14 protein-coding genes are annotated in these 16871 nt (G+C 47.4%); 2 read left to right on the top strand and 12 right to left on the bottom strand.

The features are described 5' to 3' along the window. The first annotated feature begins 69 nt into the window (after positions 1–69). Entirely contained in the window at positions 70–312 is a 243-nt protein-coding gene (locus tag PRUTH_RS01650) for a hypothetical protein (protein WP_022944088.1), read from the top strand. A 103-nt stretch (positions 313–415) separates the two neighbouring features. On the opposite strand, the gene eno is transcribed toward PRUTH_RS01650, so the two are convergent. The 5 genes from eno to rlmD all read right to left on the bottom strand — a co-directional run bounded on the left by eno (position 416) and on the right by rlmD (position 7768). Next, positions 416–1708 (bottom strand): phosphopyruvate hydratase, encoded by a 1293-nt coding sequence (gene eno / locus PRUTH_RS01645; protein ID WP_045978620.1) that lies wholly within the window; start codon positions 1706–1708, stop codon positions 416–418. A gap of 69 nt (positions 1709–1777) precedes the next feature. Beyond that, on the bottom strand, positions 1778–3412 hold the full coding sequence (pyrG, locus tag PRUTH_RS01640; protein WP_022944090.1) for a CTP synthase: 1635 nt from the start codon (positions 3410–3412) through the stop codon (positions 1778–1780). Positions 3413–3519: 107 nt separating this feature from the next. Then, the gene (gene mazG, locus PRUTH_RS01635) at positions 3520–4281 is read right to left on the bottom strand and encodes a nucleoside triphosphate pyrophosphohydrolase (protein ID WP_151172372.1); all 762 of its coding nucleotides are present in this window, start codon (positions 4279–4281) and stop codon (positions 3520–3522) included. Further along, positions 4281–6446, bottom strand: a complete 2166-nt coding sequence (relA, locus tag PRUTH_RS01630; RefSeq protein ID WP_022944092.1) for a GTP diphosphokinase — start codon at positions 6444–6446, stop codon at positions 4281–4283. Before relA ends, mazG begins: the two co-directional genes overlap by 1 nt. An 8-nt stretch (positions 6447–6454) precedes the next feature. Then, on the bottom strand, positions 6455–7768 hold the full coding sequence (rlmD, locus tag PRUTH_RS01625) for a 23S rRNA (uracil(1939)-C(5))-methyltransferase RlmD (protein WP_151172371.1): 1314 nt from the start codon (positions 7766–7768) through the stop codon (positions 6455–6457). Between the two features lie 79 nt (positions 7769–7847). Between rlmD and barA the strand changes: the two genes are divergently transcribed. Beyond that, positions 7848–10607 carry a two-component sensor histidine kinase BarA gene (barA, locus tag PRUTH_RS01620; protein WP_151172370.1) on the top strand — a complete coding sequence of 920 codons (2760 nt, stop codon included), beginning with the start codon at positions 7848–7850 and terminating at the stop codon, positions 10605–10607. A gap of 26 nt (positions 10608–10633) precedes the next feature. On the opposite strand, the gene PRUTH_RS01615 is transcribed toward barA, so the two are convergent. The 7 genes from PRUTH_RS01615 to lepA all read right to left on the bottom strand — a co-directional run bounded on the left by PRUTH_RS01615 (position 10634) and on the right by lepA (position 16868). Beyond that, positions 10634–11029: a DUF7079 family protein gene (locus tag PRUTH_RS01615; RefSeq protein WP_151172369.1), complete on the bottom strand. Its 396-nt coding sequence runs from the start codon at positions 11027–11029 to the stop codon at positions 10634–10636. A gap of 72 nt (positions 11030–11101) precedes the next feature. Beyond that, on the bottom strand, positions 11102–11833 hold the full coding sequence (gene pdxJ, locus PRUTH_RS01610) for a pyridoxine 5'-phosphate synthase (RefSeq protein WP_130145172.1): 732 nt from the start codon (positions 11831–11833) through the stop codon (positions 11102–11104). Between the two features lie 7 nt (positions 11834–11840). Next, positions 11841–12536: a DNA repair protein RecO gene (recO, locus tag PRUTH_RS01605; protein WP_151172368.1), complete on the bottom strand. Its 696-nt coding sequence runs from the start codon at positions 12534–12536 to the stop codon at positions 11841–11843. 6 nt (positions 12537–12542) lie between these two features. After that, positions 12543–13442, bottom strand: a complete 900-nt coding sequence (era, locus tag PRUTH_RS01600) for a GTPase Era (RefSeq protein ID WP_026110994.1) — start codon at positions 13440–13442, stop codon at positions 12543–12545. A gap of 1 nt (position 13443) precedes the next feature. Next, positions 13444–14121 carry a ribonuclease III gene (rnc, locus tag PRUTH_RS01595; RefSeq protein WP_022944099.1) on the bottom strand — a complete coding sequence of 226 codons (678 nt, stop codon included), beginning with the start codon at positions 14119–14121 and terminating at the stop codon, positions 13444–13446. Positions 14122–14123: 2 nt separating this feature from the next. Beyond that, the gene (gene lepB / locus PRUTH_RS01590; protein WP_022944100.1) at positions 14124–15059 is read right to left on the bottom strand and encodes a signal peptidase I; all 936 of its coding nucleotides are present in this window, start codon (positions 15057–15059) and stop codon (positions 14124–14126) included. A 21-nt stretch (positions 15060–15080) separates the two neighbouring features. Then, on the bottom strand, positions 15081–16868 hold the full coding sequence (lepA, locus tag PRUTH_RS01585) for a translation elongation factor 4 (protein WP_022944101.1): 1788 nt from the start codon (positions 16866–16868) through the stop codon (positions 15081–15083). Positions 16869–16871 lie beyond the last annotated feature (3 nt).

The raw sequence follows: 16871 nt of genomic DNA, 5'->3' as shown, positions 1-16871 counted from the left end.
GAAAAGTAATTCCCTTATAACATGAAGGTGGCCCCAAAAGAGGGCTAACGGACTATTAAGGAGATAATAATGAAATTAGGATTGCTTTTGGCAGGATGTGCAGTGGTGCTATTAAGTGGTTGCGCTGGCCAAGCTAATGAAGGACAAACCGCCAATAATGACGGCCTGATTTGTGAGTTAAAAAGGCCGACTGGCTCGAACATACCCAAGCGCGTCTGTATGACTGCTGAAGAAAAAGCAGCACAAGAAAAAGCAGGTCAAGATTACGTAAAACGTGAGCTCAATCGCGGTACAACCAACAGCCTTCAATAACCTTCAGTGGTGCTATTTAACCACAAGCCAAGCTTTTAAGTGCTTGGTAATACCAGAGATAAAAAACCGCAGCTGAGCTGCGGTTTTTTTGTTCAACAACTGGTTATTGACCTTTGATTTCCGAGCGACCTTTATATACCGCTTTATCACCCAGTTGCTGCTCAATACGTAGCAACTGGTTATACTTAGCGACACGGTCAGAGCGACACAATGAACCCGTCTTAATTTGACCGGCTGCTGTGCCTACTGCCAAATCAGCGATGGTGGCGTCTTCTGTTTCACCACTGCGGTGTGAAATAACCGCTGTGAAGCCGGCATCTTGCGCCATTTTGATCGCATCCAAGGTTTCAGACAGAGAGCCAATTTGGTTAAACTTAATAAGAATAGAGTTACCAATGCTTTCATCAATACCGCGCTTTAAGATTTTCGTGTTTGTTACGAATAAATCATCGCCGACCAATTGCACCTTATCGCCAATTTTGTCAGTCAGAATTTTCCAACCGTCCCAGTCACTCTCATCCAAGCCATCTTCAATAGAGATGATTGGATAGCGCGCCGCCAAGTCAGCCAAGAAATCTGCAAATCCAGCAGAATCAAACTCTTTGCCTTCGCCTTTAAGGTCATATTTACCATCGTGGTAAAACTCTGACGCAGCACAATCAAGCGCTAAGGTCACGTCTTTGTTGAGCTCATAACCGGCAGCTTTAACCGCTTCAGCGATCACTTCCAGAGCTTCTTCGTTCGACTTCAGATCAGGGGCGAAACCACCTTCATCACCCACCGCCGTATTTAAGCCGCGAGCACTGAGTACTTTCTTCAAGCTATGGAAAATTTCCGCGCCCATGCGCAGCGCTTCACGGAAGCTAGATGCGCCTACTGGCTGAACCATAAACTCTTGAATATCAACATTGTTATCAGCGTGTTCACCACCGTTAAGAATGTTCATCATTGGCACAGGCATAGAGTAGTTACCTGAGGTGCCATTGATATCAGCGATATGTTCGAATAGCTCTACGCCCTTTTCTTGAGCGGCTGCTTTAGCATTCGCTAAAGACACAGCCAAAATCGCGTTTGCACCTAGTTTTTCTTTGTTTTCAGTGCCATCTAGCTCTAACATCACCGCATCTATAGCGCGTTGTTCAAGGGCATTTTGACCTTTTAATGCGGTGGCAATTTCGTTGTTTACGTAACCGACTGCGGTTAGCACACCTTTGCCTAGGTAACGTGCTTTGTCGCCGTCGCGCAGCTCCAATGCTTCTCGCGTACCGGTTGATGCACCTGATGGAGCACAGGCACGGCCCCATGCACCACTGGCTAGGTGAACCTCAGCTTCAACAGTTGGGTTACCTCGTGAGTCCATCACTTCACGGCCGATCACTTTAACAATTTCTGACATCTTGCTTGATTCCTCTTGTCCCAAGTGTAAAACGAAAAAGCCGTGCATGAGCACGGCTTTATCTGACAATTACGAAGATTGTTTCTGGAAGCTGTTTGCTGCTGCCACGAAACCTTCAAATAGTGGGTGACCATCGCGTGGTGTTGAGGTGAATTCCGGGTGGAATTGCGCCGCAATAAACCATGGATGATCTTCATTTTCGATGATTTCCACCAGCTTTTTATCTTCGGAGAGACCGGTGAATTTCAGACCCGCTTGCTCAAGTTGTTCAACATAATTGTTGTTTACTTCGTAGCGGTGGCGGTGACGCTCAACCACTTGGTCACTGCCGTACACCTCGCGTACTTTTGAACCCTCTTTAAGGTGACATAACTGCGCGCCTAAACGCATAGTGCCGCCTAAATCAGAGTCTGCATCACGCATTTCAACATTACCGTCTTTATCCAGCCACTCGGTGATAAGGCCAACCACCGGATGCGCAGAGCCGGCATCAAATTCAGTTGAGTTCGCCCCTTCTAGGCCAGCAACGTTGCGTGCGTATTCAATCAGTGCGACTTGCATCCCCAAACAAATACCTAGGTAAGGCACCTTGTTTTCACGAGCATACTGCGCTGTGCGAATTTTGCCTTCAATACCTCGGCCGCCAAAGCCACCCGGTACGAGGATAGCGTCTAAGCCGTGCAGTAATTCAACGCCTTTGCTCTCAATATCCTGGGAGTCAACATACTGGATATTAACAGTTAAGCGATTCTTCAAACCGGCATGTTTAAGGGCTTCATTCACCGATTTATAAGCATCAGGAAGCTCAATATACTTACCGACCATACCTATGGTCACTTCCCCAATTGGGTTCGACTCTTGATACAGTACTTGTTCCCACTCAGACAGATCCGCTTCTGGGCAATCTAAGTAAAAACGGCGACAAATAATATTGTCTAAATCTTGCGACTTTAATAACGCCGGAATTTTGTAAATGCTGTCGACGTCTTGCAGTGAGATAACCGCTTTTTCTTCAACATTGGTGAATAGTGCAATTTTAGCGCGCTCGTTGGCCGGCAATTTACACGCCGAACGGCATACCAGCACATCAGGCTGAATACCGATGGAACGAAGCTCTTTCACCGAGTGCTGCGTAGGCTTGGTTTTCACTTCTCCTGCCGGGCCTAAGAAAGGCACTAGGGTTAAGTGCATGAACAGCGCATTTTCGCGTCCAAGCTCGGTACCAAGCTGACGGATTGCTTCTAAGAAAGGTTGTGATTCAATATCACCAACCGTGCCGCCGATTTCAACGATGGCCACATCATGCCCTTCAGCGCCTTCAATCACGCGGCGTTTAATATCATTAGTGATATGTGGAATAACCTGAATGGTGGCGCCTAGGTACTCACCACGGCGTTCACGGCGCAACACATCTTCGTATACGCGTCCTTGAGTGAAGTTGTTGCGGCTGGTCATTTTGGTGCGGATAAAGCGCTCGTAGTGACCTAGGTCAAGGTCTGTTTCAGCCCCGTCTTCGGTAACAAACACTTCACCGTGTTGAATCGGGCTCATAGTGCCCGGGTCAACGTTGATATAAGGATCCAGCTTTAAGATGGTCACCTTTAAGCCACGTGCTTCTAAAATTGCGGCCAAAGACGCTGCGGCAATACCTTTACCCAACGAGGAAACCACCCCGCCCGTAACGAAGATAAATTTTGTACTCATGCGAACCCTAAGATATCAGGAAATGGATTAAATAGAATCAAGACGGGGCGATAGTATAGCAAAGCCACCTGCGCCAATCCAGTTTAAATTGGCCTACGGGTGCGGCCTTACTCTTGTGATTTGACCTTTTGCCACGCTGCTTCCATTTGCGCTAATGAGGCGTCCTTAAGGCAGTGCTGCTGCTCATTGATGTGTACTTCCACTTGGTTGAATCGCTTAGTGAATTTGCGATTGGCTTGGCGCAGTAACTGCTCAGGGTCACGACCAAGATGGCGAGCGACATTAACGGTGGCAAACAGCAAGTCACCAATTTCTTCAGCACTGTGATCGCTGTGTGGATCAATGTTGATGGCCTCACGCACTTCCTCGACCTCTTCATTCACCTTATCCAAAACGCCGCTAATGCAGGGCCAATCAAAGCCCACACTGGCGACCCGTTTTTGAATTTTATGAGCCGCACTGAGCGCCGGAAGATTGCTAGGAATATCGTCTAGAAGCTGCTTTTGCCCTTGCGCTTGGCGCTGCTGATGCTTGCGCTGCTCCCAGTTGCCGGGCTCGGCTTCATCGGCAAAAATATGACCGTGACGCTGCTTGAGCTTACGATTTAAACCACTGACGATGTCTTCAAAATCAAACAGCTGCTGTTCTTTTCCCAGTTGCGCATAAAAAATCACCTGAAATAACAGGTCGCCAAGCTCGGCTTTAAGGGCAGTAAAATCACCACGCTCTATGGTGTCGGCGACCTCATAGGCTTCCTCAAGAGTGTGCGGCACTATGGTGTGAAAATCTTGCCCCAAATCCCATTCGCAACCCGACTCAGGACAGCGCAGCTTGGCCATAATCGCCAATAGTTCATCAACTGAGCCCATTAGCTAGCTCCAACTCGGTTGGCATCGTACACGCCATCAATTTGCAGTAACTTCGTTAGCAGTCGATTGGTGCTGCTTAGGTCTGAGACCGCGATCTTCATCGAAAATATCGCCAGTTGCTTCTCATCAATAGTATTCACATTCATGCTCATCACATTGACCTTCTCATTGGCGAGCACCGCGCTGATATCGCGAATTAATCCTTGGCGATCGTTGGCCTCGACCTTGATTGACAGAGCAAAGTCTTGGCTGGTTTTTTGCGACCAACTGACCTCCACAATGCGCTCGGGGTGACGCTCTTGTAGCTGCGCAAATTGCTCACAGTCACTGCGATGCACCGCGATGCCTCGACCCTGAGTAATATAGCCACAAATGCTATCGCCTGGCACCGGCTCACAGCAACCTGCCATATGGCTCATCAGCGAGCCAACGCCATCAACCACGATGCCATTTTTATCGCCTTTGTGATTACCACGGTGCGGCTTGAACTTGATTTGTGGTTCGCTTTCACCTTTGTTTTGCACAAAGTTAAGCAGCTGATTTAGACGCACATCACCGGCACCGATAGCGACCAAGAGGTCATCAAGAGCTGAGAAATTAAAACGCTTAATCGCCGGCTCGAGATCTTTGTAGTGAATATCGAGCTTTTGCAGCTCGCCATCGAGAATATCCTTACCAGCTTGTAAGTTTTTGTCTCGATCTAGCTGCTTAAACCAGTGGTGGATCTTCGAACGTGCTCGTGAGGAGCGGATATACCCTAAGCTAGGGTTAAGCCAATCACGGCTCGGATTGGGCTCTTTTTGGGTAAGAATCTCGACCTGATCACCAGTTTGTAACTGGTAAGTGAAAGGCACAATCTTGCCAAATACCTTAGCGCCAACACAACGATGACCAACGTTGGAATGAATGTAATAGGCAAAATCCAAGGGGGTTGCCCCATGGGGTAAATCGAAAATATCGCCGCGCGGGGTGAACACGTAGACCCGGTCTTCGACCACCTGGTTTTTCAATTCATCCGCTAGGTCGGTGCCATCCACAACTTCTTCTTGCCACTGCAGAATCTTCTGTAACCAATTAATTTTTTGCTCGTAACCCGAGTCCCGACCAGGCAGTGCACCTTCTTTATACATCCAATGTGCCGCCACACCTAGCTCCGCATCCTCATGCATTTGCTGGGTACGGATCTGAATTTCTACGGTTTTTCCCTCCGGCCCGAAGACCACGGTATGAATGGATTGGTAGCCGTTCGGTTTGGGTGTGGCAACATAATCGTCAAACTCTTTGGGTAAATGACGCCAACTGGTGTGTACGATACCCAAGGCACCGTAACAATCTTGAATTTCATCGACGATGATGCGCATGGCTCGAATGTCGAATAATTGATCAAACTCGTAGTTCTTTTTGCTCATTTTCTTAAAAATACTGAAAATGTGCTTCGGGCGGCCATATACCTGCGCCTGAATTCCCGCTTGGGTAAGCTTGTCTTCTACCTGCTTGACCATATCGCGCATATACGCTTCACGGTCTAAGCGCTTCTCTTCAAGCAATTTAGCAATGCGTTTGTAGGTTTGTGGATGCAAATAGCGAAAAGCTAAATCTTCTAGCTCCCACTTTAACTGACCAATACCAAGACGGTTTGCAAGAGGGGCAAAAATATTAGCGGTTTCTTTGGCAGCAATTACGCGCTCTTCTTCTTCGGCATTTTTCACTTCACGCAAATAGCAAACCTGCTGCGCGAGTTTAATCACCACCGCGCGAACATCTTCCACCATTGCCAACAGCATGCGGCGAATTTTATCCACCTGCACTTGGCCGCTGCCAGCATGAGCCAAAGTGCTGATGGTCGCCATTTGCTCCACCCCTTTGAGTAACAGACCCACGTCTTTGTTGAAGGTGTTGCGAGTGTCTTCAATATCTATACAACCAGCAAGGAAATAGGGCGTTAGGTAGGCCGTCGCCAATGAATTGGCGTCCAGGTTTAACTGCGCCAAAATTTCTACCATCTCCAAGGCAAGACGGTCATGCTCGGCGCACTGGCGCTCACCACAATAGTCGGCGGCCGCTTTCACTAACGCATGTTTGTCATCGCTCAGAGCTAGTTGATTTAGCGCCGTATCAAAGCTCTCTATCTGTGCTGTACGGTGTGATTGTCTGGTTGCCACCATGGCCGCAACTACCCCCGTTCGAATAAGGCCATTGTTTCAATATGCCCGGTATGCGGAAACATATTCATTATCCCAAGCTTAGTTAGCTGGTGTCCGCTGGCGAGTATAATTTTACTGTCTCTGGCCAGAGTAACGGGATCGCACGACACGTACAAGATACGTTTAAACTGATTGCACGGTAATTGCGCAAGCACCGCCTCAGCACCAGTGCGAGATGGATCGAGGATCAACACATCAAGCTCACTTGAAAACCACTGTGCTTGCGCTAATGGCTGCGTAAGGTCACTGCAATAAAAATCACAGTTATCAATGCCATTATGCTGAGCATTGTCGCGCGCATGGGAGACGGCCGATTCAACTCCTTCGACACCCGTAACATGCTGTGCTTGCATGGCCGCTAACAACGAGAAATTGCCCACCCCACAAAACAAATCCAATACCCGCTCATGCGCCGCTAAATTAAGCCATGACATGGCTTGCGTGAGCATTTTGTCGTTGACCTCGGCATTTACTTGAATGAAATTTTGCAAACCAAAGCCAAGGCGGAGCTGACTACTTTCCAGCTCATAGTAAGTGCTAGGCAAGCTCTGCTGCGCTTCACTTTGCCAAACAAGTTGCCAGTTGTGTTGTTGCGCTTGTGCGTTTATATCTTCGCGCAGTGCTTGCGCTATTGTTTTAGTGTGGCGTACAACAATGAAATTATGTTCTTTGGCACTCACCAACTGTAAATGGGTAATACAGCGCAAAGCACGATGCGCACCAATAACATCACGAAAGAAGTCAAAGACACCCATAAACCCTGCATCAAGCACCGGGCAAGCAACAATATTAGTGATCTGTTTTGACCCCTGCTGGCGAAAACCAACTTTGATGGTCTCTTGCTTATTATCACAATATACACTGACCCGGGCACTACGACGATAATACCAAGGTGAGCTATCAATGGGACTCTGCCATGGCAATGAACTGAGCCCAGTGAACTTATGAAATAACGCCGCTAACGCTTTTTGTTTTTCAGCCAACTGTGCACTTGCCTCGAGGTGCTGCAAGTTACAACCACCACAGTGCTGGTAGTGTTGGCACTTTGGCTCCACTCGTTCAGCACTGGGGCTTAATACTTTCACACAGCGTGCTTCAGCGTAATTCTTTTTATCGCTGAGTATTTCTGCTTTGACTTGCTCCGAGCCAAGCGCCCCGGCAACAAAGATCACTTTACCTTTATCTTTGGCGACACCGCGACCATGGTGGTCGAGTCCAGATATCGACAAGGTACGAAAGCGCTGACTGACTGATTTTTTTGTGGGCTTAAAGAACTTCGCCATTGACTACCCTAATTAACATTGCGAAAGGCCTGTGAAAGCTATAACCTAAACCTATCACAGACAAAAAATATGGTTGATTATGAACCGATTAGGCCTGCGGGACTCGGTATTGATCCTGACCTTGGTGCCTACTGTGGTGATTGGTCTGTTACTTGGCGGTTATTTTACTATAAATCGCTACCTTGAGCTGGATGAATTTCTTATCGAGCAAGGTAATACGATCATCGAACCCTTAAGTATAGCGCTGGAAAACCCATTGGCGAACAACGACCAAGGCGCACTTGAGCGCATCGCCAGGCATATTCATAACAAACACTCACCTCTTATTAAGTCCGTTGCTATTTTCGATAGCAACGATGAACTGGTGTTGGCCAGCAACTTACACCGTGAGTTTGCGCGTTTAACCCAAGTACCGACGCTTGATAATAAAACCAGTAGCAAAACAACCCGAGAAGGCGATTTCCTGGTTATCTACCATGGCATACTTGACCCCAATGCGCCGAGTCATCAGCCTTTTAAAACTAATGGCATTGTCATGGTGCAATTCAATCGCCAAGTTGCGGTAGTCGAGCAGCAAAAGGCGGTGCTGATCAGTGCTGCGGTCATTCTGCTAGCCATTGGCTTTGCCGTGGTGATATCGATTCGTTTGAGCCGTATGATCACTCAGCCACTGTCGCGTTTAGTTCAAGCAACCCAAGAAGTCGCTCATGGGAAAGAGGCCGACAATATTCAAAAGCCAATGCAGGGCGAGCTCGAACAGCTGCGCCAAGGGTTGCTGCATATTAACCAGCATATGGCCGAAGAAAAGGATGAGATGCAGCGTCATATTGACCAAGCCACTGCTGATTATCAAGAAACCCTCGAGCAGTATGAGATGCAAAACATCCAGCTCAATATCGCCAAACGTGATGCATTGGCTGCCAACCAAGTTAAATCAGACTTCTTAGCGAAAATGAGTCATGAACTGCGTACCCCACTGAACGGAGTCATCGGGTTTGCCCGCCAGCTTTATAAAACGCCACTGAATAAAAACCAAAAAGATTACCTCGATACCATTGAGCTCTCAGCGAATAGCCTGTTGACAATCATCAGTGACATTCTCGATTTTTCCAAGCTTGAAGCTGGTGCCATGGAACTGGAAAGCATTCAATTCCAAATTCGTGATGCCGTTAATGAAGTGCTCACCTTATTAGCCCCCGGCGCTCATGAGAAGAACCTGGAGTTGTCTATTCACGTAAACCCAAACGTGCCTGATCACCTTGTTGGCGACCCCACACGCTTTCGGCAAATACTGACTAACTTAGTCAGTAATGCCATTAAATTTACCGAACACGGCGAAGTCAATATTGATATTAGTAGCCGGTTGTTGAACGACGAACGTGTCTCATTGTTAATATCTGTTAAGGATACGGGTGTGGGCATTGCCATGGACAAGCAAGACACTTTGTTTACGCCCTTTGGTCAGGCCGATTCTTCCATTACCCGAAAATTTGGCGGCACAGGCCTCGGCCTTATCATTACCAAACATTTAGTCGAGGCTATGGGCGGTCGCATCACTCTGAACTCGGCTCCCGGCAAGGGCACCTGTTTTACCTTCAACGCCGTGTTCAAAGTACCTGAACATCACTTTGAACTTGACCTGCCTTGTGCTTCTTTGGTCAACAAGCGGGTGCTGTATTTCGAGCAGAACGAACACAGTTATATGGCAACCAGCAGTATTTTGGCGGCTTGGGGCGTGCATTTAACCGGGTGCCGCACCATAGAAGAGCTCGAGCAGGCTGCTAGTAACGCATTCAACTACGATATCTGCGTGCTTGGCGATCCCGGCGGCGCAGAGTCCATGGCCAGAATGAAGCAGCTCATTGCCATTGCTCGTCAATGCAGTGACTACCTCTACTTATTACTCAACACAGTGTCACATAATATGCGTGAGGCACTCGTTGGCAGTGGTGCCGATGGGTGTCTTAGTAAGCCAATTAACCATCGCAAATTTTGCGAAATGTTGGCCGCGCCATTTCGCTTGGATCACCCAACTATTCATGCTCACGACCATCATACGACCCGTTTGCCACTCAAAGCCTTGGTGGTCGATGACAATGATGCCAACCTAAAACTGATCTGTGCCTTACTCGAAGAACAAGTGGAGAGTCTAGATACCGCACATAACGGCGCGCAAGCGGTCGAAGTATGTAAAAGCCATCGTTACGACTTAATTTTTATGGACATTCAAATGCCGATTATGGATGGCATTACCGCGTGTAAACTAATCTTAGAGTCATCTCTGAATGAAGATACCCCGATTATAGCGGTCACTGCCCATGCCTTAGATGGTGAAAAGGAGCAGTTAAAACATGTCGGCTTTGCCAGTTACCTTACTAAGCCGTTAGATGAGGATATGCTCAGCGATGCTCTATTGCATTATGCCCCCAATGACAAGCTTGCTCGTGAGCGCGTCAGTGCTAAACCGCCACTAAGCGAGCCCCCCTTTATCAGCGACAGTTTAAATTGGGAGCTGGCATTGCAACGTGCCGGTGGCAAGGAAGATTTGGCCCAAGAGATGCTAAATATGTTGCTATTAAGTATTCCTGAAACACTGAACCTTATCGAAGAGGCGATGGCAAAAGGTGACCATGAACGTTTGCTGTCGATAATCCATAAGTTTCATGGTGCTTGTTGCTATACCGGTGTGCCTAAGCTGAAAAAACTCGCCGAGCTGATTGAAACCGCAATGAAAGAAAAAGCCAGCATTAATGATATTGAGCCCGAGCTGTTAGAGCTACAAGACGAGTTAAGCAATTTGATGGCTGACGCCGGTTTAGAGAAAAGCAGCTCATCTTGACTGTACTGATACGTGAAGGCAGTGCATTAAGCATTGCCTTGCACTTGTCGCCAGTGCTTTATCCTTGGTACTAATGCCTGCCAATGACGGTGCAGATAGCGACGATAACAAAGCGAATACAGATACAGTAACGCCCGCCTTAGCGGTGTGCGTGCGCTAAGTACATGCGCTTTGACTGCGCTGATAAGCCACTGCTCATCAAAACCACTCCAGTGCCCAGCAGGTGATAATAAGTTTTGCCACAGCACTGGGGCAACTTCATAATGTAAAATAAAGGCAAGTTCATTGAGGCTGTAAGGTGAGTGCGCACAGCACCGGGCGATAGCATCATAGTGATCACTCACTGCAGTATCTAAAAACAACTCCGACAGCGCCAGCCAAACAGGTGCCCTATTATCAAGATCGGTTGAGGCGCTGCGCATGTTATGTTTACTTCAGCAACTGCAAAGCACTCATACCACCGAACTGGGCAGCACCAGTGCTTTAGGGTCTAATTACGCCCGCGCTTCTAACATCAAGCGCTTCATGTCACGAACCGCTTTTTCCATGCCATCAATGGCCGCACGAGCAATAACAGCGTGACCAATATTAAGCTCATAGATTTCTTCGATCGCGGCAATTGGCTTCACATTATGATAGTGCAAGCCATGCCCCGCATTGACGATGAGCCCTTGATTATGAGCATAACGCACACCTTCACGAATAATTTCTAGTTCCTTCGCTTGTTGCTGGTCATTCTCGGCATCGGCATAGGCTCCGGTGTGAATTTCAATATAGGGTGCCGCCGCTTTCACACTGGCATCAATTTGCGCTTTATCGGCATCAATAAATAGACTGACTTTGATACCCGCAGCCGTGAGTCGTTTAACCGCGTCGGCAACTTTATCGAATTGACCGACCACATCAAGCCCCCCTTCGGTGGTGAGCTCCTCACGCTTTTCTGGTACTAGGCATACAAACGCGGGTTGTACCTCAAGGGCAATGGCCAGCATCTGTTCAGTCACCGCCATTTCTAAGTTCATACGGGTTTGAATGGTGTCTTTCATCACATACACATCGCGGTCTTGAATATGACGACGGTCTTCGCGCAGGTGGATAGTAATGCCATCAGCGCCCGCATGCTCAGCGATTGCTGCGCCATGGGCAGGGTCAGGGTAACGAGTGCCGCGCGCCTGGCGCAAGGTGGCGATATGATCAACGTTAATGCCTAATAGAATTTCTTTCATTGCTGCCTTACCTTGATTTAAATAATTCTCTGCTTTTCAATGGCTTACTGCCTAGCAAGGGTTTAAGTAGAAAGCGACAAAAATGCTTCGCCGCCTGTTGAATTTCAGGATCTGTAAACTCACGCGCAGCCATTGCAAGCACTTGCTTACCGCTAAAACCATAGCCATATTTAGGCTGTTGTTGCATCACCCACCCTTGCTCTGGATAGTAGTCATAATGACAATCAGCGCTGATTTCTTTACCGGTATTATCGTATTCAAAATCAACACCATACCCCAAACTTTCCAATAAAGTGAGCTCGTAATGGCGTAAGCTCGCTGCCATGTGGTTAGTGGCTGCCAAGGCCTTGAGCTGCGCTTGATAAAGGTCGTACACCTGCTCCAGCGGCTCGTTCAAAGGTACGATACGCACGGCCAACTCGTTCATGTAAAAACCACAATATAGTTTGTCACCAATTAAAGCGGGCTGTGAGCCTGATAATTCGAAATGCTGCAAATATTTAAGATCGCCGCCGCCTTGATAGCGTATGAGCAAAGGTTGGAAAGGCTGTAACTGAGCCTTATGTTTTACTGCGTGTTTACCACTGAGGCGCACGATCATGCGCATCATACCACGGTGTTGTACTAAAAAATCAGCGAGCCACTGCGAGTCACTAATGGCTCGACGATGAAGTAAAAAGGCACGGTCAAAACCGGCTTCCATCGGCGTTTAATCTTCGCCATAACCTAAGCTGCGCAGTGCTCTCTCGTCATCTGCCCAACCTGATTTGACCTTCACCCAAAGCTCTAAAAACACTTTATTATCGAGCATATGCTCAAGGTCTTTACGTGCTTCTCGGCCGATAGTTTTTAACTTTTCACCTTTGTTACCGATCACCATACGTTTTTGCGTTTCACGCTCAACAAGGATCAGTGCATTAATATGCCATACACCATTGTCTTGCCACTTAAACTGTTCAATCTCTACAGTAACCGAGTAAGGCAGCTCATCACCCATAAAGCGCATCAGCTTTTCACGCACTACTTCAGCCGCTAAAAACCGCATTGAGCGATCGGTAATATAATCTTCTGGAAAGTAGAACTCACTTTCTGGCAAGCGGGCACGTACCTCTTTTTTGATCAAATCAAGATTGCGGTTGTGTTTTGCCGATACTGGAATAATGCCAGCAAAATCGCCTTTCTCACTGAGCCACTTAATGTGCGGCAAAATCAAGTTGTTGTCTTTCACTTGATCGGTCTTATTGATCACGACCAACACCGGGGTTTTGCCACCACTGACTTTGCTAAGTACCATTTCATCATCATCAGTCCAATGCGTCCCCTCAACAACAAAAATCACCAATTCAACATCACCAATTGAGCTTGATGCTGCGCGGTTCATTAGCCGGTTGATGGCACGTTTTTCCTCTACGTGTAAGCCAGGTGTGTCAACGTAAACCGTTTGGTAATTATCTTCGGTGTGGATACCCATAATGCGATGGCGCGTGGTCTGTGGCTTACGCGAGGTAATACTGACCTTTTGCTCAACAATTTTATTAAGCAAGGTCGATTTTCCTACATTGGGGCGGCCAACGATGGCGACCATACCGCAATGGGTATTTGTTTGCATATCAGCTGTCATTCTTTAACATCTTTAAGGCTTTTTCCGCCGCTTTTTGCTCTGCTTTACGGCGTGAACTGCCTACAGAAATAATGCTATCCATACCTTCAACAATACATTCAACCGTGAATGTTTGATTGTGCGCTTGACCTTTTGTATCAATCACAGTGTAGCCCGGCAAGGGGAGTTTGCGCGCCTGTAAAAACTCTTGCAGTAGAGTTTTTGGATCTTTTTGATTCATTCCTGGGGAAATTGACTCAAGGCGAGTGGCATACCAGCTTAGTACTAGGTCACGGCAGGTATCGATATCGGAGTCTAAGAACACTGCACCGATGATCGCTTCTACCGCATCAGCTAATGTAGACTCACGGCGATAACCGCCGCTTTTTAGCTCACCGGGTCCCAAGCGCAGGTAATCACCCAATTCAAATTCAACGCCAAATTCGGCAAGTGTTTGCCCACGAACCAAGGTCGAGCGCATACGGCTTAAATCGCCCTCTCGCGCTTTAGGAAACTTGTGGTACAACGCATCAGCAATAACAAAGCTGAGGATAGAGTCACCTAAGAACTCCAGGCGCTCGTTATGTTGGCCTTTATGGCTGCGGTGTGTAAGGGCTTGCTCTAGTAAGTTTTGCTCACTAAAGGTATAACCAATTTTTTTATAAAGTTCTGCTACGTTTTTCTTCATTGTTACTGAATATTACCTAGGCGTTCGAATCGTACGCCGGTTGGAACCCAACTTGGAAGCGCGCTATCTGGTTCATGTTCAAATTCAAAACTCATCCAAATAAACACGGCCTTACCTACAAGGTTAGCCTCAGGTACAAACCCCCAAGCGCGTCCATCTTGACTGTTATCGCGATTGTCACCCATCATAAAATAATGGCCTTCGGGAACAATCCATTCATCAATTTTTGATCCCTGCTGGCGATAATATTTGCTCTTAAATTCAGGCAAAGTTGGGTTAATCAGAATGTCATGCTCAACTTCACCCAAACTCTCTTGCAGCCGCACCAGCGATTGTCCTCTGAGCGAGAACTCATCCTTATTGATGATCTCTAGCGCAATTTTATTATATTCGCCACATTGCAATGCACCTTGAGTACGCTCACCCTCGGCGCAGTTTGGTTTGATATATAACTGCTTATTGCGATACACAATGGCATCACCAGGCAGCCCAATGACACGTTTAATAAAGTCTAATTTAGGATCTGGTGGAAACTTAAATACCGCGATATCTCCGCGCTCCGGCTTGCCGGTCTCAATAAGTTCACTGCGCCAGACCGGGTCTTTAACGCCGTAGGAGTATTTCTGTACGAGGATAAAGTCCCCCACCAAAAGGGTCGGCATCATTGACCCCGATGGAATTTGGAAGGGTTCAAAAATGAAAGAGCGAAACACCGTAATGATAGCAATCATTGGGAAAATCGACTTAGCATGCTCGGTAAGCACAGGCTCAGGTGCGATTTCTTGCTTCAACTCTTCATCAAGTTCTTTACCCGCCGCCCCTTCAGCTAGGGCTATACGCTCTTTACGTTTAGGTGCATATACAAGATGGTCAACCAACCAAATTAACCCAGAACCAAGGGTTAATAACACCAAAAATATGGAGAAATATCCGGCCATCAGAGGCATTTCCTTTTGTTATTATTTGCCAACTTTTAAAATTGCTAAGAAGGCATCTTGTGGCACTTCCACATTGCCAAGCTGCTTCATACGCTTTTTACCTTCTTTTTGCTTCTGCAAGAGCTTTTTCTTACGGCTTACGTCGCCACCATAACATTTAGCGATTACGTTTTTACGCAACTGCTTAACTGTTGAGCGGGCAATAACATGATTGCCAATAGCCGCTTGAATTGCGATATCAAACATCTGCCTTGGGATAAGTTCGCGCAATGCTTCAGCAAGCTCACGGCCTCGCCCTTGAGCATTATCGCGGTGACAAATCATCGCTAGGGCATCAACACGGTCGCCGTTAATAAGAATATCGACCCGCACCATGTCTGAGGTACGGAATTCTTTAAAGTTATAATCCAGAGAGGCAAAACCACGGCTGGTCGACTTCAGCTTATCGAAGAAATCCATCACCACTTCAGCCATCGGCAGCTCGTATGTAATAGCCACTTGATTACCATGATAATTCATACGCGTTTGCACGCCGCGCTTATCAACACACAAAGTAATAACGCTGCCTAAGTATTCTTGTGGCACAAGAATATTGGCCTCAACAATAGGCTCGCGAATTTCAAGAATATCGTTTACAGCAGGCAACTGCGATGGGTTATCAATCTGAATCGTGCCGTCTTTGGTCTCAACCTCATAGATTACCGTAGGCGCGGTTGTAATGAGGTCAATATCATATTCACGCTCTAAGCGTTCTTGGATGATTTCCATGTGCAACATGCCCAAGAAGCCACAACGGAAACCAAAACCTAATGCGGTTGAGTTCTCCGGTTCGAAGAATAGCGATGCATCATTGAGACTGAGCTTATCAAGAGCATCACGAAATGCCTCGTATTGATCCGAAGAGATCGGGAACATGCCTGCATATACCTGTGGCTTAACGCGCTGGAAGCCGGGTAAACGCTCTTGTGCTGAGTTTTTCGCCAAGGTAATCGTATCACCGACTGGCGCACCATGGATTTCTTTAATACCGGCGATTACAAAGCCTACTTCGCCCGTTTTCAGTGTGCCAGTATTAGTTTGTTTAGGGGTAAAGATACCCACCTTGTCAGCAATATGAACTTGCTCGTTCGACATGATTTTAATCTTGTCGCCCGTTTTCAGCTCGCCTTGAACAATGCGCACCAAAGACACAACGCCTTGATAAGGGTCAAACCACGAGTCGACAATAAGTGCTTTAAGAGGCCCGTCGGTGTCGCCCTGCGGTGGCGGGATATCGCGAACGATACGCTCTAGCACATCGTCGATACCAATTCCTGTTTTTGCACTGCACTGCACTGCATCAGTGGCATCAATCCCGACAATGTCCTCTATTTCTTCGGCAACACGCAGTGGATCTGCTTGTGGTAGGTCTATTTTATTAAGAATAGGCACCACTTCTAAGTCCATTTCAATGGCAGTGTAACAGTTGGCTAAGGTTTGTGCTTCGACACCCTGGCCAGCATCAACAACAAGCAACGCGCCTTCACAGGCTGCAAGAGAACGTGATACTTCATAGGAGAAGTCAACGTGCCCTGGGGTGTCGATAAAATTAAGCTGATAAGTTTCACCGTCTTTGGCGGTGTAATTCAAGGTTACACTTTGCGCTTTGATGGTAATACCACGCTCACGCTCGAGGTCCATTGAATCCAGAACTTGCTGCTGCATTTCGCGGTCGGTTAACCCGCCACATACTTGGATCAAACGATCGGAAAGGGTCGATTTACCATGGTCGATATGGGCGATAATCGAAAAGTTACGGATATGCTTCATAAA

Origin of the sequence: Pseudoalteromonas ruthenica, from assembly GCF_008808095.1 — a bacterium.
In the GTDB taxonomy this organism is placed as follows: domain Bacteria; phylum Pseudomonadota; class Gammaproteobacteria; order Enterobacterales; family Alteromonadaceae; genus Pseudoalteromonas; species Pseudoalteromonas ruthenica.
Note: the sequence above shows the minus strand (reverse complement) of the source record. Positions and strands in the feature narration are given on the sequence as shown.

What these genes read in the sequence shown, in the direction of transcription:
- pyrG (WP_022944090.1), bottom strand. Translation starts at nt 3,412, where the DNA reads ATGAGTACAAAATTTATCTTCGTTACGGGCGGGGTGGTTTCCTCGTTG.
- lepA (WP_022944101.1), bottom strand. Translation starts at nt 16,868, where the DNA reads ATGAAGCATATCCGTAACTTTTCGATTATCGCCCATATCGACCATGGT.
- rnc (WP_022944099.1), bottom strand. Translation starts at nt 14,121, where the DNA reads ATGAAGAAAAACGTAGCAGAACTTTATAAAAAAATTGGTTATACCTTT.
- lepB (WP_022944100.1), bottom strand. Translation starts at nt 15,059, where the DNA reads ATGGCCGGATATTTCTCCATATTTTTGGTGTTATTAACCCTTGGTTCT.
- relA (WP_022944092.1), bottom strand. Translation starts at nt 6,446, where the DNA reads ATGGTGGCAACCAGACAATCACACCGTACAGCACAGATAGAGAGCTTT.
- recO (WP_151172368.1), bottom strand. Translation starts at nt 12,536, where the DNA reads ATGGAAGCCGGTTTTGACCGTGCCTTTTTACTTCATCGTCGAGCCATT.
- pdxJ (WP_130145172.1), bottom strand. Translation starts at nt 11,833, where the DNA reads ATGAAAGAAATTCTATTAGGCATTAACGTTGATCATATCGCCACCTTG.
- rlmD (WP_151172371.1), bottom strand. Translation starts at nt 7,768, where the DNA reads ATGGCGAAGTTCTTTAAGCCCACAAAAAAATCAGTCAGTCAGCGCTTT.
- PRUTH_RS01615 (WP_151172369.1), bottom strand. Translation starts at nt 11,029, where the DNA reads ATGCGCAGCGCCTCAACCGATCTTGATAATAGGGCACCTGTTTGGCTG.
- era (WP_026110994.1), bottom strand. Translation starts at nt 13,442, where the DNA reads ATGCAAACAAATACCCATTGCGGTATGGTCGCCATCGTTGGCCGCCCC.
- eno (WP_045978620.1), bottom strand. Translation starts at nt 1,708, where the DNA reads ATGTCAGAAATTGTTAAAGTGATCGGCCGTGAAGTGATGGACTCACGA.
- barA (WP_151172370.1), top strand. Translation starts at nt 7,848, where the DNA reads ATGAACCGATTAGGCCTGCGGGACTCGGTATTGATCCTGACCTTGGTG.
- PRUTH_RS01650 (WP_022944088.1), top strand. Translation starts at nt 70, where the DNA reads ATGAAATTAGGATTGCTTTTGGCAGGATGTGCAGTGGTGCTATTAAGT.
- mazG (WP_151172372.1), bottom strand. Translation starts at nt 4,281, where the DNA reads ATGGGCTCAGTTGATGAACTATTGGCGATTATGGCCAAGCTGCGCTGT.